19 protein-coding genes are annotated in these 20,991 nt (G+C 52.7%); 17 read left to right on the top strand and 2 right to left on the bottom strand.

Annotated elements, in window-relative coordinates; genetic code table 11:
• Positions 1-3,378: a DEAD/DEAH box helicase family protein gene (locus tag OGM81_08170; protein UYJ42326.1), complete on the top strand. Its 3,378-nt coding sequence runs from the start codon at positions 1-3 to the stop codon at positions 3,376-3,378.
• Positions 3,379-3,896: 518 nt separating this feature from the next.
• Here the strand turns inward: OGM81_08170 and OGM81_08175 are convergent.
• A complete protein-coding gene (locus OGM81_08175) occupies positions 3,897-4,739 on the bottom strand; it encodes a helix-turn-helix domain-containing protein (GenBank protein UYJ42327.1) in 843 nt (280 codons plus the stop codon).
• A gap of 316 nt (positions 4,740-5,055) precedes the next feature.
• On the opposite strand from OGM81_08175, the gene OGM81_08180 reads away from it, so the two are divergent.
• The 15 genes from OGM81_08180 (at position 5,056) to OGM81_08250 (ending at position 18,980) form a co-directional block, all read left to right on the top strand.
• The gene (locus OGM81_08180) at positions 5,056-5,676 is read left to right on the top strand and encodes a CHC2 zinc finger domain-containing protein (protein ID UYJ42328.1); all 621 of its coding nucleotides are present in this window, start codon (positions 5,056-5,058) and stop codon (positions 5,674-5,676) included.
• On the top strand, positions 5,648-7,021 hold the full coding sequence (locus tag OGM81_08185) for a phage/plasmid primase, P4 family (GenBank protein ID UYJ42329.1): 1,374 nt from the start codon (positions 5,648-5,650) through the stop codon (positions 7,019-7,021). The genes OGM81_08180 and OGM81_08185 overlap by 29 nt, the downstream gene beginning before the upstream one ends.
• Before the next feature lie 395 nt (positions 7,022-7,416).
• Positions 7,417-7,635, top strand: a complete 219-nt coding sequence (locus OGM81_08190) for an LLM class flavin-dependent oxidoreductase (GenBank protein UYJ42330.1) — start codon at positions 7,417-7,419, stop codon at positions 7,633-7,635.
• The gene (locus OGM81_08195) at positions 7,632-8,609 is read left to right on the top strand and encodes a plasmid recombination protein (GenBank protein UYJ42331.1); all 978 of its coding nucleotides are present in this window, start codon (positions 7,632-7,634) and stop codon (positions 8,607-8,609) included. The genes OGM81_08190 and OGM81_08195 overlap by 4 nt, the downstream gene beginning before the upstream one ends.
• Entirely contained in the window at positions 8,599-8,775 is a 177-nt protein-coding gene (locus OGM81_08200; GenBank protein ID UYJ42332.1) for a hypothetical protein, read from the top strand. The genes OGM81_08195 and OGM81_08200 overlap by 11 nt, the downstream gene beginning before the upstream one ends.
• Positions 8,776-8,858: 83 nt before the next feature.
• A complete protein-coding gene (locus OGM81_08205) occupies positions 8,859-9,863 on the top strand; it encodes a virulence RhuM family protein (GenBank protein UYJ42333.1) in 1,005 nt (334 codons plus the stop codon).
• 20 nt (positions 9,864-9,883) lie between these two features.
• Entirely contained in the window at positions 9,884-11,560 is a 1,677-nt protein-coding gene (locus OGM81_08210; GenBank protein ID UYJ44989.1) for a recombinase family protein, read from the top strand.
• A gap of 38 nt (positions 11,561-11,598) precedes the next feature.
• Positions 11,599-13,338 carry an AAA family ATPase gene (locus OGM81_08215; protein UYJ42334.1) on the top strand — a complete coding sequence of 580 codons (1,740 nt, stop codon included), beginning with the start codon at positions 11,599-11,601 and terminating at the stop codon, positions 13,336-13,338.
• Positions 13,335-14,378 carry a 5-methylcytosine-specific restriction endonuclease system specificity protein McrC gene (gene mcrC / locus OGM81_08220; protein UYJ44990.1) on the top strand — a complete coding sequence of 348 codons (1,044 nt, stop codon included), beginning with the start codon at positions 13,335-13,337 and terminating at the stop codon, positions 14,376-14,378. The genes OGM81_08215 and mcrC overlap by 4 nt, the downstream gene beginning before the upstream one ends.
• Before the next feature lie 86 nt (positions 14,379-14,464).
• The gene (locus OGM81_08225; GenBank protein ID UYJ42335.1) at positions 14,465-14,965 is read left to right on the top strand and encodes an HD domain-containing protein; all 501 of its coding nucleotides are present in this window, start codon (positions 14,465-14,467) and stop codon (positions 14,963-14,965) included.
• A gap of 148 nt (positions 14,966-15,113) precedes the next feature.
• Positions 15,114-15,575, top strand: coding sequence for a DUF2975 domain-containing protein (locus OGM81_08230; protein UYJ42336.1), 462 nt, complete (start codon positions 15,114-15,116; stop codon positions 15,573-15,575).
• Positions 15,576-15,587: 12 nt separating this feature from the next.
• On the top strand, positions 15,588-15,800 hold the full coding sequence (locus tag OGM81_08235; protein ID UYJ42337.1) for a helix-turn-helix transcriptional regulator: 213 nt from the start codon (positions 15,588-15,590) through the stop codon (positions 15,798-15,800).
• Between the two features lie 102 nt (positions 15,801-15,902).
• Positions 15,903-17,498, top strand: coding sequence for a DUF4173 domain-containing protein (locus OGM81_08240; GenBank protein ID UYJ42338.1), 1,596 nt, complete (start codon positions 15,903-15,905; stop codon positions 17,496-17,498).
• 42 nt (positions 17,499-17,540) lie between these two features.
• The gene (locus OGM81_08245; protein ID UYJ42339.1) at positions 17,541-18,233 is read left to right on the top strand and encodes a sigma-70 family RNA polymerase sigma factor; all 693 of its coding nucleotides are present in this window, start codon (positions 17,541-17,543) and stop codon (positions 18,231-18,233) included.
• 327 nt (positions 18,234-18,560) lie between these two features.
• On the top strand, positions 18,561-18,980 hold the full coding sequence (locus OGM81_08250) for a BlaI/MecI/CopY family transcriptional regulator (protein ID UYJ42340.1): 420 nt from the start codon (positions 18,561-18,563) through the stop codon (positions 18,978-18,980).
• 110 nt (positions 18,981-19,090) lie between these two features.
• Here the strand turns inward: OGM81_08250 and OGM81_08255 are convergent, their stop codons facing one another.
• Complete coding sequence (locus OGM81_08255; protein UYJ42341.1) at positions 19,091-20,257, bottom strand: aminotransferase class I/II-fold pyridoxal phosphate-dependent enzyme; 1,167 nt, start codon at positions 20,255-20,257, stop codon at positions 19,091-19,093.
• Between the two features lie 157 nt (positions 20,258-20,414).
• On the opposite strand from OGM81_08255, the gene OGM81_08260 reads away from it, so the two are divergent.
• Positions 20,415-20,912 (top strand): hypothetical protein, encoded by a 498-nt coding sequence (locus OGM81_08260; GenBank protein ID UYJ42342.1) that lies wholly within the window; start codon positions 20,415-20,417, stop codon positions 20,910-20,912.
• The last annotated feature ends 79 nt before the right edge of the window (positions 20,913-20,991 follow it).

Here is a 20,991-nt window from a genome sequence, read left to right on the forward strand (position 1 = left end):
ATGACTAACTTCTCCTTTCTCAAAGCCAAAACTGAATATGCCCTCTTCGCCCCCGCCTGCATGGAAGCTGAGAAAATTTATGTTTCTGCTCCTGCCATGTGTGCAGTAGGCTGCCGTAAGGCATTGGAGCTGGCAGTAAAATGGGTATATGCAGCGGACAAGTCCATGAAAATGCCCTACAAAGACAATCTGCAATCCCTCATTCACGAGCCAACTTTCCGCTTCGCTGTGGACTCCGACACTTGGGGCAAGATGCCTTTTATCATCAAGTTGGGCAATCTGGCGGTACATACCGAGCGCAGCGTTCAGCCAAGTGATGCGCTTGCTTCTCTGCGCGGTCTGTTTGAGTTTGTGCAGTGGATCGACTATTGCTATGGCGCGGACTATCAGGAGCGCACCTTCGACGAGAATCTTGTCCCCACCGGAAAGGTGGCGGTGGACACCCGGAAAATCAAGGAACAGGAAAGTCTGCTGGACCAGAAAGATGCCGAGATCGAGGCGCTGCGCAAGCAAATCGAGCAGATGTCCACCCGATACACCGCCGAAAAGGAGCAGCATCAGAAGGAACGCACCTTCCAGCCGGAGGACCTCTCGGAATTCAAGACCCGCAAAATCTACATCGACGTGGACCTCAAACTGATGGGCTGGAAGTTCACCGGCCCAGATGCTGATGTACAGGAGGAGTATCGTGTGGAGGATATGGCCGGGATGCCAGGTCAGCCTGGCTTCTGCGACTATGTGCTGTTTGGAAAGGACGGCCTGCCCCTGGCGGTGGTGGAAGCCAAGCGCACCAGCAAGGACCCAAACATTGGACGCAAACAAGCGGTTTTGTATGCGGATTGTCTGGAACGGAAATTTGGCCGCCGCCCCATGATGTTCACCACCAATGGCTTTGAAACCTACTTCTGGGATGACCAGACCGCCCCGCAACGGAAGGTCAGTGGCATTTTCAGCAAGGATGACCTGCAAAAGCTGATGAACCGGCGCACCGAGCGGATGGATTTGATGGGCGTTTCCATTGATGACAAAATCACTGACCGGTATTACCAGAAGGAAGCCATCCGAGCGGTGTGCGAACAGATTACGCAGGGGTTCCGCAAGCATCTGCTGGTGATGGCCACCGGCACCGGCAAAACCAGAACCGCGTCCAGCCTGACCGATGTGCTCAGCCGAGGCAAATGGGTGACCAACATTCTGTTTCTGGCCGACCGCACCGCGCTGGTGAAGCAGGCAAAGGACGATTTCAAGAACTATCTGCCGGATATGTCCCTGTGCAACCTCTGCTCCAACAAGGACGACCGGAACGCCCGCATTGTGTTCTCCACCTATCCGACCATCCTCAACGCCATTGATGACACCAAGTCCAAGGACGGGCGGCAGCTGTTTACTCCGGCGCACTTCGACCTGATTATCATTGACGAAAGCCACCGGAGCATCTTCAAAAAGTACCGGGCCATCTTTGAATATTTTGACGCCTTCATGGTGGGTCTGACCGCCACGCCGAAGACCGATGTGGATCGGAACACCTACGACTTTTTCGAGATGGAACACGGCGTGCCCACCTATGCCTATGATTATGAAACGGCGGTGCAACAGGACCATGTGCTGGTTCCCTATTACAACTACGAGGTCAAGACCCGTTTTCTGGAAGAAGGCATCTCCTATGATGATTTGTCCGAAGAGGACAAAGAGCGATATGAGGATGATTTCATCGAAGACGGTCAGTTGCCAGACTTTATCCCCTCTGCTGCCCTCAATAAATTTGTGTTCAACGAAACCACCGTGGACATCGTACTGCAAGACCTGATGGACCGGGGTATCAAGGTGGCGGGCGGCGACCGTCTGGGGAAAACCATCCTGTTTGCCCAGAACAAACGCCACGCGGAGTTTATTCTGGAGCGGTTCAATAAGCTGTACCCCCAGTACCGGGGCAGCTTCGCCCAGCGGGTCATTTGCGACGACGCCTATGCCCAGACCATCATTGATGATTTCAAGCAGCCGGAAAAAGAACCGCACATTGCCGTATCGGTGGACATGATGGACACCGGCATCGACGTGCCGGAATGCGTCAATTTGGTGTTTTTCAAAAAGGTTCGGTCAAAGGCAAAGTTCTGGCAGATGATTGGCCGCGGCACCCGGCTATGCAAAGGGCTGGCCTGCGTGGACCAGATTGACGGAACCTATACCGACAAGCGGCGCTTTCTGATTTTTGACTACTGCGGCAACTTCGAATACTTCCGGCAGCACAAAGAAGGCTACGAAACCAGAGAAACCAAAACGCTGTCGGAAAACATCTTCGGCAAACAAATCAAAATCGCCATGGCGCTGCAGGAAAACACCTTTGCCGGTGAGGATTATCAGGCATGGCGCAAGGAGATTGTCAACACCTGTCACAAGCAGGTGATGGCGCTCAACTCAGACCTGATTGCCGTAAAATTGCGGATGCAGTATGTGGAGAAATATAAAAAGCCGGAAGCCTTCGTGTCCATAAGCGAAGGTGACAAGGGCGAGTTGCTCACACAGATTGCACCTCTGGTACGCTCAGACGAGGCTGACGAGTTTGCAAAGCGGTTTGATAATTTCATGTATGGCCTAATTCTGGCACACATCGAGCAGATGCCCGCTTTCCAGTATGCAAAAAAGCAACTGTGCGACACCGTTTCCCTACTGGAGCGTAAGGCCAGCATTCCGCAGATCAAGGCAAAGTTGCCCATGCTTCAGGAGATTCACACCGATGCATTTTGGGACGCGAATGATATTTTGCTGTTTGAGCAGGTTCGGAAGGAGCTGCGGGAGCTGATTCGATTTTTAGACGAAGGTGGCGTAGCACAGAGGCAGATTGTCACCAAGCTGACTGACCCGATTATTGACAGTCAGGAGGGCGTCCAGCTGGAAGCTGCCTATGACTTTGAAGACTACCGTGCCAAGGTCAATCGCTATGTGAACGAGCATGGAAATACGCTGGCCATATATAAGCTGACCCATAATATTCCGCTGGCTATGGGCGATTATCAGGAACTGGAGCGGGTGCTAACTAGCGAATTGGGCAGCAAAGAAGATTATGCCCGAGAGTTTGGCGACACACCCTTTGGCTTGCTCATTCGCAAGATCGCTAAGCTAGATCATGAAGCGGCTATGCAGGCGTTTTCCGCTTTTATCAATGACCAATCTCTGAATCAAAAGCAGATTGCTTTTGTAAACAAAATCATCAATCATATTGAGTTGAACGGATATATGGAAAATGTCGCAGAGCTGACCAAGCCACCGTTTGACAAGCCAATCAGTTTTATCAAATTGTTTGATGCAAAAACCAGAACCGCTTTGATGGAGACTATCAATCAGGTTCGAGAAAATGCGGTTCAAATTACAGCGTCATAAACAATGAACCAGGCACGGAAATTCACCCTTATTCTGGGTGGATTTTCGTGCCTGGTCTTTTCTGTTCGGGTATGGGGGCACCATTGTGCAGGAGCAGGATGGATAGCCACTGCACGAACAGGCGAGGTGTCCAGAGGGGCAAAGCCCCTTTGGCTCTGGGTCATCCAATAGGGGCGAGTAGCATCCCTGTTGGCAAAGGGAGTCTAGAGGGGAACAGCGTTCCCCTTGGCGGGAGGTTTCCAAAGGAGGGCAGTGCCTTCCTTGGCACACGACTTTCCCTCGGAAAGTCTAGTGTGTTATACCTTTGCTTCCGTCTGACGCGGGAAAGGGGTTGACGGTGTACTCTGCGGTGCGGCAGAGGGTGGCGGCAAACGCTTTTTCGCGGCAGTAGGACAGGCGGATTTTGTGATGTGAGCTACAGCACAAACGCAGGATTTTTGAGAAACAAAATCCGCCTGTCCGGAAAAGGAAGCAGAGGTATATAAAAGCCTTCGTCCCACCACAGCGCTGCCTTTGTTTCAGCGTTTCTTCCGCTTTCCCTTGCCGTGGGTCATGGTCGTTTTCCCACGCTGGCTGATGGGAGTTTTCAGGTGTTTGGACAGCTTTAGTACCTCGATCAAGTTGACAAATTGTTCCATTGTGATGGCATCGTAATCAATCCCCAATGTGGAAAGCAATGCTTTCGCTTTCTTTTCCTCGGAGCTTCCCTCAAAGTTCATCGCATCCTGTAACTGATCCTGCATAGTTGCTGCAAGGGAGATTTCATCCGCCGTCATGGTGTCGGGGCGGTGTTCACTCCGAATGTCACGAAGGATACCTTTCAGATCATCCGCAATCAGGCTTCCGAAATATTCATCTTCCCGAATCTGCGCCACTTCTAATGTCCGCAGATGCAGGTCATTTTCTTCGCCGCCATTTTTCATCAATGCCATCTGCCGGACAGCTTCCAGCACGGCATTCATATCGTTGACCCGCATATCCGCGATCCGGTCAACGTAAATCTCAGCGTCCAGCATGAACCGCTGGAAATCCTTGTGGCAGATCAGCTCCGACAGCAGCCGGTGGTTGAACTTGCCCGTTTTCAATACATCAATCGAAGCATCACCCAAATGCAGCTCATGCAGAGCTGCGTTTGGGTGATTTTTTGTTTCCGTCCGCCCCATCAGATAGTCGCAGGAAACACCGTAATAGTCAGCCAGCACCAAAATGCTATACGGGCTGATGTCCTTGCCGTTATCCGATTCATATTTGCCGAGTGCGGATTTTGAGATGCCCACCTCGGCGGCAAGCTGCTCCAACGTCAGCTTTTGTGCTGTTCGTAAATCCTTCAAACGTTCCCCGATTGTCAGCTTAACCTGCATACACCAGCCTCCTTTGCAGCTTTTTCTGTATTGTATCATGCTTTTTCGCTTTTGTCTAAGAGCGTGGAAAAATCCTACTTTCATCCCACTTTTCCTACCTCTCGGATATACGGGAAAGAGCCTGTTTCCTTACTAAAATTTAGACGTAAACCACGCAGCACCTTGAAAATTTCATGACCGTCCGATGAGGATATGCTTTCCAGAGAAGTATCGCATTCCGCGTGCCAAGGAAGAGACAACGCCGGGGTAAGGACTCGGGCAGGAACGGCATCGGGTAGAACGGCGAAGTTCAATTATTTTATAGGAGGAAACAGGTATGGATTTATTTACACAAGTCAAGATGGCAGTTTCCGTAAAAGAGGCTGCCGAATACTATGGATTGGAAGTAAAACGTGGCAGCATGGTCTGCTGTCCCTTCCACAATGACCGTACACCCAGCATGAAGCTGAACGAGGATTACTTTTACTGCTTTGGCTGTGGGGCAACTGGTGACGTGATCGACCTTGTGGCAAAGCTGTTCAACCTGAGCAGCTATGACGCAGCGAAAAAGCTGGCGGATGACTTTGGGATCGACCCGGACAAGCCCCCGGCTGCGGCAGCGCTGCGGAAAACAAAATATCCGCTGGCAAAGACGTTCCAGAATGAGACGCTGCATTGTCAGCGGATATTGTGCGATTATCTGCATCTTTTGGAGCATTGGAAGATGCAGTACGCACCCAAAACGCCGGAGGATACTCTTGATGACCGCTTTGTGGAAGCCTGCCAGATGCTCGATTATATCGAGGATCTGACAGATATTTTAACCTTTGCGGAGCTGGAGGCTCGTGTGAAAACTGTGGATATGCTTCAAAAGGACGGCATGATCGACCGGTTGGAAGAACGCCTGAAAAGGACGGCAAAGGAGGTGGATGCCCGTGACGAAACGGAAATCGGCTGATTTAGACGCGCCCATCTGGTTTGACGGCACGAATATTAACGAGGCACTGTTCTGTGATGAATTTCTGAACAGCCGGAAAATCATCTTTGCCAACGGTGCTTTCTTCACGCCGGACGGCAGGGTGACCGACGATCTGCCGCTCCGGGGCGAAATCTATGAGAAACTGAAATGCTGCGCTGTGAACAATATCCCTCGAAAGATCACCAACATTCTGGAAGTGATGAAGCTAGCAGCTCATGTAGAGGACTTTACACCGGAAGCAGATAGAGTCCATCTGGCAAACGGCACTTTGAAGCTGGACGGCAGTTTCACCGAGGGCAGACCGACCATTGTACGGAGCAGACTGCCGGTGGCATACCGCCCTGACGCACCGGCTCCCGTTCGGTGGCTTTCCTTTCTGGATGGACTTCTTTACACGGAGGACATTCCAACCTTACAGGAGTTTATTGGCTATTGCCTGATTCCCAGCAATAAGGGGCAACGCATGATGGTGATTAAGGGAAACGGTGGTGAAGGAAAATCGCAGATCGGAGCTGTGCTGGGTGCGCTTCTCGGCAGCAACATGAAGGACGGCAGCATCGGTAAAATTTCTGAAAACCGGTTTGCCCGCGCGGATCTGGAACACATTCTGTTGTGTGTGGATGACGATATGCGAATGGAAGCACTGCGGCAGACCAACTATGTCAAGTCCATCGTGACCGCCCAAGGAAAAATGGATTTGGAGCGCAAGGGTAAGCAGAGCTATCAGGGCTGGATGTTTGCCCGGCTGCTGGCGTTCTCCAATGGCGATCTGCAAGCGCTATATGACCGAAGCGACGGATTTTACCGCCGCCAGCTTGTACTGACCACCAGGGAAAAGCCTGTGGGACGGATAGATGATCCCGACCTTGCGGAGAAAATGAAAGCTGAAGCCGAGGGCATCTTCCTGTGGGCGTTTGAGGGCTTGCAGCGGCTGGCTGCCAACAACTTCAAATTCACAGAGAGCCAGCGTACGCGGGATAATCGGGAGGCAGTCAAGCGGGATAGCAACAACGTCTTTGATTTTCTGGAATCCGAGGGCTATATCCGGCTGAAGGCGGACTGCACCATCAGCTCTAAAGACTTGTACGAAATTTACCGGATGTGGTGTGAGGAAAATAATCTGACACCGTTAAAGCGCCGCAGCTTCAGCGAGAGTGTGATTGCGAACCAAAGCAAGTACAATCTTGAATACTGCAACAAGATCACCAATGCTGCCGGACGGCGTGTATGGGGCTTCTTCGGTATTGAAGCGATTGCCAGACCTAATATAAACGGGTTTTCTGATGTTTCAGAGCATACGTACGTACCGGAGGACTGGCGATGATTTTTCTGCGACTGCGCCGTGTACGTATGTACGTTTTACTTTCCTGAAACGCCGCTATATGAAAAACTCTGACCGGCAAAGCCTATATTTTCGGGCACGAAATCAAGCCAAGTGAAATCCGTAAATTATTTGCCTGATGGCAGAAATGGTTTCACGGAATCGCGCTTCTCGGAACAGCAAAGCGAGTACGTGGAAGCGTGGAGAATCACACGTTTTAGAGTAAAGTCACACAGAACAGAAAAGTCGATAGGTGCCACCTGTGGACAGGACATCATAACGGCGATTCTGAGCGGATTTGACGACAATAGAATTTTTCACGATACAGCGAAGCGGATGCGCCGAATGGCGTGCTGGCTTCGCTTTTTCATCATCTGAATTTTGGAGGGAATTTGAATATGAGTGTACGCAATGAGATCAAGGCGCAGATCGTTCGCGCCGGTTTTACCATGCAGGAAGTTGTTGACCTGTTACATGATGAATATGGTTGGTCGGACAGCGTTCCCAATTTGTCCGCCAAGTTGCAGCGGGAGAGCATCCGCTATAAAGAGGTCGTCGAGCTTGCCGACGCGCTGGACTGCGACATCGTGTGGGTGAAGCGAGGGGAGCGCCGATGAAAGCACAGTACGCCATTCTCCGCTTTGCCAAGTACAAGGGGCCGGAGATCGGGCACATCGAGTCCCACAACGAGCGCACCAAGGAGAAATACGCCAGCAATCCCGACGTGGACACGTCCCGCAGTCACTTCAATTTTCATCTGGTGACGCCGCAGCGCAAGTACCGCGCAGAAGCGGAAAAGCAGATCGCCGAGGCGGGCTGCCGCACAAGGTCAGACAGTGTGCGCGTGGTGGAGGCGCTGGTGACAGCCAGCCCGGAGTTCTTCAAGGGAAAGAAGAAAAGCGAAGTCAAAGCCTATTTTCAGGAGGCACTGGACTTCATCCGGGAACACCAAGACCCGAAAAACATTATATCTGCCGTGGTGCATATGGACGAGAAAACGCCCCATATGCACCTTTGCTTTGTCCCGCTGACGGAGGACAAACGGCTCAGCGCCAAGGAAATCGTCGGCAACAAGAAAAAGCTGACGCAGTGGCAGGACAGGTTTTGGGAGCATATGGTGAAGAAATACCCCGATCTGGAGCGCGGCGAGAGTGCCAGTGAAACCGGACGCGACCATATCCCACCGCGGGTATTCAAGGAAATGACTCGCCTGACCAAGCAGAAGACCAAGCTGGAAGAATTGCTTTCAGGCGTCAATGCGTTCAATGCCAAAGGAAAAGCAGCAGAAATCGGCGCTTTTTTGGACAAGTATATTCCTGCTGTGGAGCAGATGCACACGACACTGAAAAAGTACAATACGGCGTTCACGGTCACAACTGCCGAAAATAAAAAGCTGAAAAAGAAAACGGAGCAGTTGGAGCAGTCGCTGGACAAAGCTACACAGGAAAGCACCTTGAAAAAGCTGGCTGACGCCAAGCTGCATCGGGATTATGAGGATGCCGTCGCCGTGCTGGATCGTATTCCGAAGGAAGTGCTGGCGGCATATACGCACAGAACGGAGAAAGAGAGGGAGCCTGCCTATGGTAGATGAATGGAGCGGTTTCGCCGCTTTGCTGGCAAATTTGATTGAAAAGTATGCCGTGGTTCTGAATCTTGACGCGCTGCCCAATCTCGTTATAGAGGAAGCCGTGTCTGAAAAAGATGATGCTGATAAGAATATTCACGAAAACGATATTGAACCCGTGAAAGCGGCATGATATAATCGTCATGAAATAAGTGTCCAAACCGCCATTGCAGGAGCAAAAGTTCCTGCAATGGCAGAAAACGAGGTGAAGTGACAATGGAACGCTGGGAGAATGAGCAGAACAATTCTGAAATGATGATTTATACCACAGAGGATGGCTTGACAAAGATCGAAACGACCTTCGATGGAGATACCGTTTGGCTGTCCATTGACCAGATGGCAGAGTTGTTTCAGAGAGACAAGTCTACCATTTCCAGACATATCAAGAACATTTTCACTGAGGGCGAATTGAAGCGAGAAGCAGTTGTTGCAAATTTTGCAACAACTGCCGCTGACGGTAAGGCTTATCAGGTGGATTACTATAATCTCGATGTTATCATTTCTGTCGGCTACCGTGTGAAATCTCAGCACGGCGTACAGTTTCGTATTTGGGCAACAGGGATTTTGAAGGAGTATATGCGAAAAGGCTTTGCTCTGGATGATGAGCGCCTGAAAAATCTGGGTGGCGGCGGATACTTCAAGGAGCTGCTGGAGCGTATCCGCGATATCCGCGCTTCCGAAAAGGTGTTTTACCGTCAGGTGCTTGAAATCTACGCAACCAGTATTGACTATGACCCCAAGGCGGAAATCTCCATTCAGTTTTTCAAGAAAGTCCAAAATAAAATTCATTATGCCATTCATGGGCAAACAGCGGCGGAGGTCATCTACACACGCGCCGATGCGGAGAAAGAATTTATGGGCTTGACCACCTTTGCGGGCAGTCAGCCCACGCTGAAAGAGGCGGTAGTTGCCAAGAACTATCTGAACGAGAAAGAGCTTCGTGCTATGGGGCAGCTTGTGTCCGGCTATCTGGATTTTGCGGAACGGCAGGCGGAGCGGGAGCAGGCAATGACCATGCAGGACTGGTCGGAGCACCTTGATCGGATTCTGACCATGAGTGGAGAGCAACTGCTGATTGGCAACGGAAGTGTCAGCCATAAGCAGGCTATCGACAAAGCAACCGGCGAGTACAGAAAATACAAAGCCCGTACTCTCAGCGAAGTTGAGTGCGATTATCTGGATTCCATCAAGTTGTTGGAGCAGAAAACAGATAAAAAGTAGACTATGGCGGAGAAGATATGATGAAAAAAGGAAAGATAAAAGTCTATATCTATACTCGCGTGTCCACTGCTATACAGATTGACGGATATTCTCTGGATGCACAGAAATCCAGAATGAAAGCCTATGCCGAGTTCAATGACTATGAGATTGTCGGTGAGTATGAGGATGCCGGTAAATCCGGAAAGTCCATTGAAGGGCGTGTAGAATTTAACCGCATGATGGAGGATATCAAGTCCGGTAAAGACGGCGTATCCTATGTGCTGGTGTTCAAGCTTTCGCGCTTCGGCAGAAATGCGGCAGACGTTCTTTCCACTTTACAGGTCATGCAGGATTTCGGTGTCAATCTGATTTGCGTGGAGGATGGGATCGATTCCTCCAAGGACGCAGGAAAGCTGATGATTTCTGTTTTGTCAGCGGTTGCAGAGATTGAGCGTGAAAATATCCGTGTGCAGACGATGGAGGGCAGAATCCAGAAAGCCCGTGAAGGGAAATGGAACGGCGGTTTTGCGCCTTATGGCTATAAGCTGGAAAAGGGACAGCTTTTCATCAATGAGGAAGAAGCAGCGGCAATCCGCGTGATTTTTGACCAGTATGTGCATACGGATACCGGTGCAAACGGTCTTGCAAAATATCTTGTGACCCACGGGATTCACAAAATCCAAAGGCAAAACGGGAAAAATCCCCTGTTTGATTCTGCGTTGATCCGCAGGATTCTGAAAAATCCGGTATACTGCGGGAAAATCGCCTATGGCAGACGTCGGACGGAGAAGGTGCATGGCACAAGAAATGATTACCGGCTGGTGGAGCAGGATGACTATTTGCTGGTTGACGGACTGCATGAGGGAATTGTCTCCGAAGAACTATGGCATGAGGCGCAGGTCAAGCTGCTGGCGCAAGCGGAAAAATACGAACGCGTCAACAGGGGCAAGGACACCAAAATTCATCTGCTGTCAGGTATCGTAAAATGTCCGGTCTGCGGCGTGGGAATGTACGGAAACAAAAGCATCAAACACAAGGCGGACGGTACGAAATACAAGGACTTCTTTTATTACGGCTGCAAGCACCGCACGATGACCCATGGACATAAATGCGACTATAAAAAACAGATCAATGAAGAACTGCTGGACAGCGCCGTTGCGGAGGTCATTGTAAAGCTGGTAAGCAATCCGAAGTTCGCCGCCATGATGCAGGAAAAGATCAGCATGAAGGTGGATACCTCTGCCATTGAGCAGGAGATCGCGGCGCATGAAAAGCAGCTTCGCCAGAGTTATTCCGTAAAAGTGCGGCTGATGGATGAAATTGATTCCCTCGACCCGGACGATAAGCACTACATCAAACGCAAAGCAGACCTTGATGACCGGCTTTACAAGATGTATGATAAGATCGAGGATACAGAAAACCAGCTCGTTGCCGCCAGAGCCAAGAAGATGGCGATTGAGGCGGAAAAGTTGACGGGCGACAACATCTACAAGGTGCTGATTTACTTCGATAAGCTCTATTCCGTCATGGACGATCAGGAAAAGCGGCAGCTCATGGAATCGCTGCTATCCGAAGTCCAGATCTATGAGGAGCGGCAGCCTAACGGCCAGTGGCTCAAGTCCATCAAATTCAAGCTCCCAATCATTGCGGAAGATATGAGCTTGAGTTTGGACAATGATACACATATGGAGACGGTGGCGGTGCTGGAAAAGAAATAAGTGGAAAACAAACTGAATCAAACAACAAGGAGAAAGCAATGCAAGAAGAGAAAACGACATCGAAATCTTCCTTCCTGAAATGGTTTGGACCTTTGATTCAGGCGCTTCGGGATCTTGGAGGCTCGGCAACACCAGCCGAAGTGAGAAATAAAATTATTGAAAATGAACACCTTACCCAAGACCAAATCAATGAGAAAAGGGGGAAAACAAAAGTAAACAAATTTGACAATGAGGTCGCTTTTGCCAGAACTTACTTGGTATCTGCTGGATATATCGACAAAAGCATCCATGGTATATGGACCTTGACGGGTGCGGGGAAAATGGTTGAAATGACAGATGCGTTGGCCACTGATATTTTCAAAACGGTTGCCAAGGACAACCGCAGAAAAAAGACGAACAAAGATGCTCTTTCGGATAATGACGTAGATACAGTACATTACTGGCTGTATGCACCAGGCCCTGGCGCTGAAAAATGGGAAGAGTGCCAACAGAATGGTGTAATGCTATTGGGCTGGGGTGAGATCGGCGATTTGAGCGAGTATGGTTCAAAAGCCGAAATGAAGCGGAAGATGCAGCAAGCGTATGACAATGAAAGCAGCTACACAAATTCCGCACATGCTACCTGGCAGTTTGTTCATGAAATGAAGATCGGTGATGTGGTTTTCGTAAAGAAAGGTACCAGCGAGATTCTGGGCAGAGGCATCGTTGAATCTGATTATATGTATGATTCTACCCGCCAGGATGCGTACAAAAATGTACGTGAGGTAAGATGGATCGATAAAGGCGATTGGACGATCGATCGTCAATCTGTGCAGAAAACCCTGACGGATATTACGTCTTATGGTGAATTGGTGCAGAAAATCAAAGCGTTTTTTGAAGCGGATGAACTGGACGTAGAAGAAGAGGCACCGACGGACCTTCCAGAATATACCCGCGAAGATTTTCTGAAAGAGGTCTATTTAACAGAAAACGAATATGACCGCCTGACAGGTCTTTTGCGCCGCAAAAAGAATGTGATCCTACAGGGTGCTCCAGGCGTTGGCAAAACTTTTATTGCAAAGCGGCTGGCCTATTCGATGATGGGCGTTAAGGATAGTGAACGGGTCATGATGGTGCAATTCCACCAGAGCTATTCTTACGAAGATTTTATCATGGGATACCGCCCGACCGAAACAGGGTTTGAACTGCGGAAAGGCACCTTTTACAATTTCTGCAAAAAGGCAGAAGTTGACGATGAGAATGATTATTTCTTTATTATTGATGAAATCAACCGCGGCAATATCAGCAAGATATTTGGCGAGCTGTTTATGTTGATCGAGCCGGATAAACGTGAACAATCCCTGCAATTGCTGTATGCAGATGAAAAATTTAAGGTCCCCGAAAATGTTTATATCATTGGCATGATGAACACAGCGGACCGCAGTCTGGCTATGCTGGACTATGCCCTGCGAAGAAGATTTGCTTTTTATGATATAAGGCCCGGGTTTGAGGCGGCAGGCTTTAAAAAATACCAGGAATCTTTAAACAATGACAAGCTAAACAAGCTGATTACCTGTGTGAAAGAACTGAACGTAAAAATTGTGGCGGATTCTTCGTTGGGGGAGGGGTTCTGCATTGGGCATAGTTATTTCTGCGGCCTAGAGCAGGACAAAGTGAACGACCAGCTGTTGCGTGAAATTGTAGAATATGAGCTGATCCCTCTGCTGAAAGAATACTGGTTTGATGAAGGTAGCAAAGTAAAAGAGTGGAGCGAAAAACTGCGGGGTGCAATTCAGTGATACCGATACAAAATATCTATCACATGCTGGCCTACGCGTTTCAGATCCTGAACGAGCAGGGGTACAAAGATCTTGCCACGGAACCTTTTGAAAACACTGCGGAACTGCTGGCGGCGATTCTGGAAAAAGGTGTTACCTTACAGCTTAAGAGGGGCTTGAACCGGGAATACCTTCCGAAAACGGAAGCATTATCCTCTCTGCGGGGCAGAATCGATATTCCAGAGTCGATCAAACAGCAAACCATGCGCAGAAAACAGATGGTTTGCACCTATGATGACTTTTCGGTCAATAGTATGCTGAACCGTATCATCAAATCTACGGTGCTATTACTACTGCGCTCAGATATTTCGTCACAGCGCAAAAAGCAACTGCGAAAGCTCATGGTTTTGTTCGGCGAGGTTGACCCAATCAACTTGTATACGGTCAACTGGAATGTGCAATATAACCGAAACAATCAGACCTATCGGATGATGATTTCGGTTTGCTACCTTGTGGTTAAAGGGCTTTTACAGACCAACGCGGATGGAAGTACATGCCTGATGGATTTCCTGGACGAGCAGCGCATGAGCCGTTTGTACGAGAAATTTCTTCTGGAATATTACCGGACGGAGTTCACGGAGTTGGAAGTTAATGCATCACAGGTTGCATGGCAGCTGGATAATGGATTTAATGAAATGTTGCCGACGATGCAAACGGATGTCACCTTGCAGCGCGATAGCACAGTTTTGATTCTGGATGCTAAATATTATGCGCATACCACGCAGATACGGTTCGATACCCATACGATCCATTCCCATAATCTGTATCAAATCTTCACCTATGTAAAAAACAAAGAGTATGAAATGAGAGGCAAGCCCCATACAGTTTCCGGCATGCTTTTGTATGCGAAAACGGACGAGCAGATCCAGCCAGACCACACATATCAGATGAGCGGCAACCAAATCAGTGTGAAAACACTGGACCTTAATTGTCCGTTTGATGAGATCAAGGACCAGCTGAATATAATCGTGCAGGAACATTTTGGGGTGAGTAAGCACTAATCCTGTGAATTTTCCCCCGACCCATTGCCGGAGCGCTTGCGGCGCGGTATAATAAAGGTGACTAACAGGGAAGGAAGGTGCCGCCGATGGTTTGCCAGCTGACGCCGGCGCAGGAAGCACGTATGTACGAGATCCTGCGCGGCATTGCCGATGACCCCCACGCGCTGGAGATGCAGCAGTTCATCCAGCACGGCACCGTCACCACCTACGAGCATTGCCTGCGGGTGACCCGCATCGCCTACTGGCTCAACCTGCACTGGCATTGCCATGCCGATGAAGTCAGCCTGGTGCGCGGCGCGTTTTTGCACGATTTTTATCTGTACGATTGGCACAACTGTTCCAACATCACCCACTGGCACGGCTTTAAGCACCCCCTAATTGCACGCTACAACGCCGATGCGGTGTTTCAGCTCAACAACAAGGAGCGCAATATCATCCAGACCCACATGTGGCCGCTGACCATCACCCAACTGCCCCGCTGCCGCGAGGCCTGCCTTGTCTGCCTGGCGGACAAGATGTCTTCCAGCTGGGAGACGTTGATGGAGCGCCGCGCCAAGCGGGAAGCCAGCCACGCCGCCCGCAGCTGAATATGCCCCACAGACCCCGCCGTACAAAAACGGTGGGGCCTTTTTGTATAACAACACAAATATATCGAAAAACGATAAAAAACACTTGCAAAACGATAACGCATATGCTATACTGCAGCCATACCAAAAACCGGGAGGAGACACGACCATGAAATTTTGGGACGACGAAAAAAGCATCACGCTGACACGGTGCGTGGTGGTGGCCGCACTCATCGGCAGCATTTCCATGACGCTGGGCGGGCCGTGGGTGACGGCGTGGTTCATTGCAGTGGCAGGGCTGCGCCCTAGCACAGGCCTGACCGCCACACTGCTGGTGCTGGGCTATGCCTGCGCGGCGCTGGCTATCGGCATGCTGGTCAGCCTGTACAAATTCTTGCGCCGTATCGAGAAAGGCGAGGTCTTTGTGCCCGAGAACGTCGCGGCGCTGCGGCGCATCAGCTGGTGCTGTGCCGGGGCGGCGGTGCTCTGCTTGGCAGCGGTTTTCATCTGCTACCGGCCCTTTGCGGTGCTGGCCGCAGCCGCTGGGTTTATGGCGCTGCTGGTGCGGGTGCTGAAAAACGCCTTTGCTCAGGCCGTGCGCATGAAAAACGAACTGGACTATACAATTTAAGGGGGACGCATCATGCCCATTGTCGTAAACCTGGATGTGATGATGGCCCGCCGCCACAAAGGCGCGGGAGAACTGGCCGAGGAGATCGGCATCACCCCGGCGAATCTGTCCATCCTGAAAAACAACAAAGCCAAAGCCGTGCGGTTCTCCACGCTGGAAGCCCTGTGTAAGGCGCTGGATTGCCAGCCGGGCGAGCTGCTGGAGTACGTGGAAGAGGAACCATGATGCCTTTTATGCAGGGGCGAATGCTTGCATCCGCCCGCGGGTCGATGCGGGCATCGACCCCTACAAAGTGCATGGCTCAAGAATGAAATAAGGAGCAACCCTATGAAATACTCCCATCAAGAGGGCGAGATCCGTCCCCTTTATTCAAGTGTACCCAAAAATCAATGCTTTTGGCCCTGGGCGGTGGTGGGTAGTTATCCGCTGGCCTACTTTTACCTGCGCTGCATCCTGTTTGGGGAGGCTGGCCGTTACCGCGGCTGGGCCATGACCGCCTTTGCCGTGGTCTTTCTGCTGGGCGTTGAGGCTGCCGCCCGCGTCTGCCGCCGCACCGCTGCCAGGGAGACGCCACTTTGGGCCGCGTGCTGGCTGGCACTGTCGGTCACGTTAGCGGTGCCAGGGCACTTTTACTTCCTCGGTCTTGTGCAGGAGCTGGCGTGGCATCTGCTGGCCATCTGGTGCGTGCTGGCCCGCTGCGGCATGCTGGCCCAGGGGCACACCGGGGTGTTGGCCCCGCTGGATGCCCTGGCCGGGTGCTTCACCCTGCCGTTTGGCAGCTTTTTTGCGCGGGCGGGTGCCGTTTTCTCCGCCCTGCGCGGGCTGGCCGTGCGGCGCGTCGGGGCCAAAAAGTGGCTGGCGGCGATAGGTACACTGGTGCTGACGGCGGTGCTGTGCAGCTTTGCCGCCGCCCAGCTGGCCGCCGCCGATGTCCACTTTGCCGCCCTGGGCACCTGGCTTACCGCGATGTGGCAAAATTTCTGGAGCGCCCGCCTGCTGAGTGAGCTGTTCAACATCCTGCTGTCGCTGCCCGTGGGCGCGTGGCTGTTCGGGTTGGTCTACGGCGCCGCCCGGCGGGACGGCCCGCCCTGTGACGGCCCTGCTTTTTATAAAGCACTGGCTCCTTACAAGCGCCTGCCCCGGCTGACCTGCGGCATTGCCACGGGTGCCTTATGCGCACTGTACAGTCTGTTTTTTGCCCTGCAATTGGCTGAGTGGACCGCCGCCATGGGCGGCCCGGGCCTGACCGCACCCGAAGCCTCGGCCTTTGCGGTGGACGGATTCTGGGAGCTGCTGCGCATCCAACTGCTGGACATTGCCGTGCTGGCGGGGGTGCATTTCCTCGCAAAGAGGCCGCTGCCTAAAGCGCTGGCGGCACTGTTCTGCGGTTTCGGCGTGGCGTTTGCACTGCTGGCCGGGGCCAAGCTGGCGGCGTATATCCGGCTGTTCGGCTTCACGCCGCGCAGGGTCGCGGCCGGGTGGTTCCTGATAGTGCTGCTGGTGTGGGGCGTGCTGTTGTTGGTGCGGGTGTTCAAGCCTATCCCGGCGGCGCGCATCGGCATTGCGGTGCTGGCCGTCAGCTTTGTGGTGCTGGGCTGCACTGACCCCGACCGCCGCATTGCTGAGGCGACCCTGACCCGCTGGGAACAGGGCATAGACCCCATGCTGGATACCGGCGTGTTGTCCGCTTGTGGGGCCACCCAGTACAGCGGCGAGGAAAAGGAACCTCTGCTGATGTCCACCACCACCCGCCTGGTGCAAGACGGCTGGTTCATCGGGCGCAGCCTGGACGATATATACCAACTGTACTATTTTGATAGAGATGACCAAACTGTATATTCAACCCGACTGGATGCTACCCACACATTACGCCTGACTGTGCAGGGCAATACCTGCACCGCCGCCGAACTGCTGACTGCATAAAACCACCCCCCGCCCGCATACAAAAGGGTAGGGGGTGTTGCTATGTGGGGCATTTTGGGCGTGTTTTTGCAGGCGGCAGCCGGGCAGATTTTGTATTTGGCGCTGCATCTCGAAAGCGGCAGCTTCCCGCGGCCGCTTTCCCCGGCGGCCGAGCGTGCGGCCTTTGCAGCCCTGCGCACGGGCGGTGTGGCCGGGCGGGATGCCCGCGACCAGCTGGTGCGGCACAACCTGCGGCTGGTGGCCCATGTGTGCAAGAAATACTATGCTGCCACGTCCAATCAGGATGACCTGATCTCCATCGGCACCATCGGGCTTATCAAGGCGGTGGATACCTTTGATCCCGCCCGCGCCAGCAAGTTTGCCAGCTACGCGAGCCGTTGCATCGAGAACGAGCTACGAATGGAACTGAGAAAAATTCGGCGTGAAGGTGCGGCTGTTTCGCTGCAGGAGCCACTGGAATCCGGCAGCGGACAGCTGACTTTGGCCGACACCCTGCCCGATGACACCGTGATGGAAGACGATTGCGAGCGCCGCGCCGATGCCGCCCGCCTGCGCCGCCTGGTGGATACCCTGCCTGCGCGGGAACGGGCGCTGCTGCAGCTGCGCTACGGCCTGGGCGGGGAGCGTCCGGCTACCCAGCAGCAGACTGCCGACAAGCTGGGTATCAGCCGCAGCTATGTTTCCCGGTTGGAGAAACGCGCCCTGACTCGGTTGATGAACGCCTGGCGCCGATGAACGAAAAATCCATGTGAAAATTATGCAAAATTTGCCGAAATGCATGACTTACATGACAGAAAAACCAGCAGGGAAAGCAGGTGAATCACAAAGCGGACACAGTGTGACAAAATTTGCCACGGATTTGCCACACCTTATGAATCGCGCGATGAGCCGTCAAAACGAAAACAAAGTGTGGCAGAAGTGTGGCAATGTTGTACAAATACGTAACGTTATATTATAACAAATGAAAAATCTAAAAAATTACTGTTAAAGTATTGACAATTGATTCATTTACCTATATTATGGTAATAGATTTGCAACTATGCAGTAAGGGAGAGTTCAAGCGTGCACCTGACAAAAAGTGAACAGCAGATTATGGAAATTTTCTGGCAGGCAGACCACCCCATGGCCCAGACCGAGGTCATCCACACCTGCGAGGACCGCAAGTGGAAAGAACGCTCGATCTTTTCGATGCTGAACAGCCTGATGGCGAAAGGCGTTTTGCGGGAGGTCGGCTTCGTGCGCAGCGGTAAAACCTACGCCCGCACCTTTGAGCCTGCCATCTCCCATGCCGAGTACCTGGCCCTTGTGGTAGCTGAGCAGCTGCCTGCCAAACAGTTCCCCGAACTGTTGGCATCTTTGCTGCAGCGGGTGGAGATCACCCCGGCTATCCAGAAGGCCCTGCGCGCCGCCGTGCGTGAAAACGGACCCCAGGCCCGCGAAGCTGCCGCGGCAGAGGCTGCTGAGACCGAGAGCGAGCAGTAAGCTGCAACAAGTGGCTGAAAGCGGAAAAGTCCATAATAGCATATAACAAAGCCCCCGCCTGTTTAACGCAGGCGGGGTCTTTTCTGTATATGAGGTGCGCTATAAAAGATTTAGCGGATCATCCCGCTGACGGCGATGGACGCGACCGCCTCGCGGATGCGCTCTACCGGCAGGGTCAGGGCAAAACGGACGTACCCCTCACCGCTGGGGCCAAAGCTGAAGCCCGGCGTGCAGATAACGCCTGCCTTGTCGATCAGCTCCAGGCAGAAGGCCATGCTGTCGGTGTAGCCGGTGGGCAGCGGAGCCCACACAAACATGCTGCCGTGGCTGTCGGGTACGTTCCAGCCGATGCTGCGCAGGCCGCCGCACAGGGCGTCGCGGCGGGCCTGATACTCGCCGCACTGGCGTTTTACGCTGTCCAGCGGGCCGGTCAGGGCGGCGATGGCGGCTTTCTGCACCGGCAGGAACATGCCAAAGTCGATCTGGGTGCGCAGCTTTTTGCAGGCGGCGATCACATCCGGACGGCCCACCAAAAAGCTGATGCGCGCGCCGGTCACGTTGAAGCTCTTGCTCAGGGAGAAGAACTCCACCGCGCACTCCTCGGCTCCCGGCGTATTGAAAATGCTGCCGCCGTGGGCGCCGTCAAAGATGATGTCGCTGTAGGCGTTGTCATGCACCAGTAAAATATCGTACTTACGGCAGAAATCAACCAACTGAGCGTACAGCTCCGGCGTGCCGATGCTGCCTACCGGGTTGGCCGGCAGGCTGACCAGCATAAACTTTGCCTTGCGGGCCACTTCCTCGGGGATGGCGGTCACATCGGGCAAGAAGTGGTTTTCTTTTGTTAGTTTGTAGTACCAAGGGTCGGCGCCGCCCAGCTTGCTGCCGGTCATAAAAACGGGGTAGCAGGGGTCGGGCAGCAGCACCACGTCACCGTCGTTGCACAGCGCCAAGCCTAAGTGGCCGATGCCGTCCTGGGAGCCAGAAAAACTCATCACCTTGTTCGGGGTGATGGTGTCTACGTCAAAGCGGCGCTTGTAGTAGCTGCACACGGCGTCCAGCAGCTCGGGCAGGTCCCGCAGGCTGTACTTCCAGTTTTCGTTGTCTCTGGCGGCATCGATCAGCGCCTGTTTGATGTGGTCGGCCGGGGCAAAATCCGGCGTTCCCACGCTTAAATTGAACAGGTGGCGGCCCTCGGCCTCCAGCGCGACCTTTTTATCGTTCAGCGCGGCAAAGATCTCCGGCCCGAACAGGTCCAAACGATGGGAAAATTCCATATTGCACAACTTCCTCTCCATACATGTCTGCCGCTTTAAATCGCACACACGGCAGAATGGTTTTATTATACGCCGTGCGGCTTTCCCTTGCAAGTCCTCACGGTTCATGGTATGATAAAATGATAATAATTGTTGAAAAATCGGAGGATTTATCCCTATGGATAAACGCAATCGTCCCGCCCTGGCCTACCTGCTGGTGGGGGTAGCATCTGCCGGCCGTGCTATGTTGGCTATGCCCGATGCCGTCGCTTTGCAGGAAGTCTCGCTGACTGTGCTGGCGCTGGTGGGCTACCTGCTGCTGGGCCGCCGCGCCCTGCCCGTGCTGGCCTGCGGCACCGTGCAGTTGGTGCTGGAACTGGTGCTGTGCGGCACTCTGGCTGGTCCCGCCTGGCTGGCCCCGCTGCTGCGGGCCGCGGCCCTGTGGCTGCTGTGGGCCACTGTGACGCAGATGTTGAAAATTGCTGGCTATACGACGGGAAAAAGCGCCAAGATGCCGGTTGTGGCTGCCGTGCCGCTGGCCGTATACTGCGTTGCACACTTTTCTGCCGTGGCGGCCACCGTGGCGTCCTTTGCCTTCATCGTGTTCAGCATCATGCTGCTGTGGTACGCCGTGCTGCTGTTGCGCGCCTACAACACCACCCGCGTGAAAAAGTGAGCCCGCGCCTTGTGAAAACAGGCATAGTGTGCTATACTATCTAATAAGTATCGAATTTTGTAAGGAAAGAGGGCTTTTG

The organism is Oscillospiraceae bacterium, assembly GCA_025758045.1.
Classification (GTDB): Bacteria; Bacillota; Clostridia; order Oscillospirales; family Ruminococcaceae; genus Gemmiger.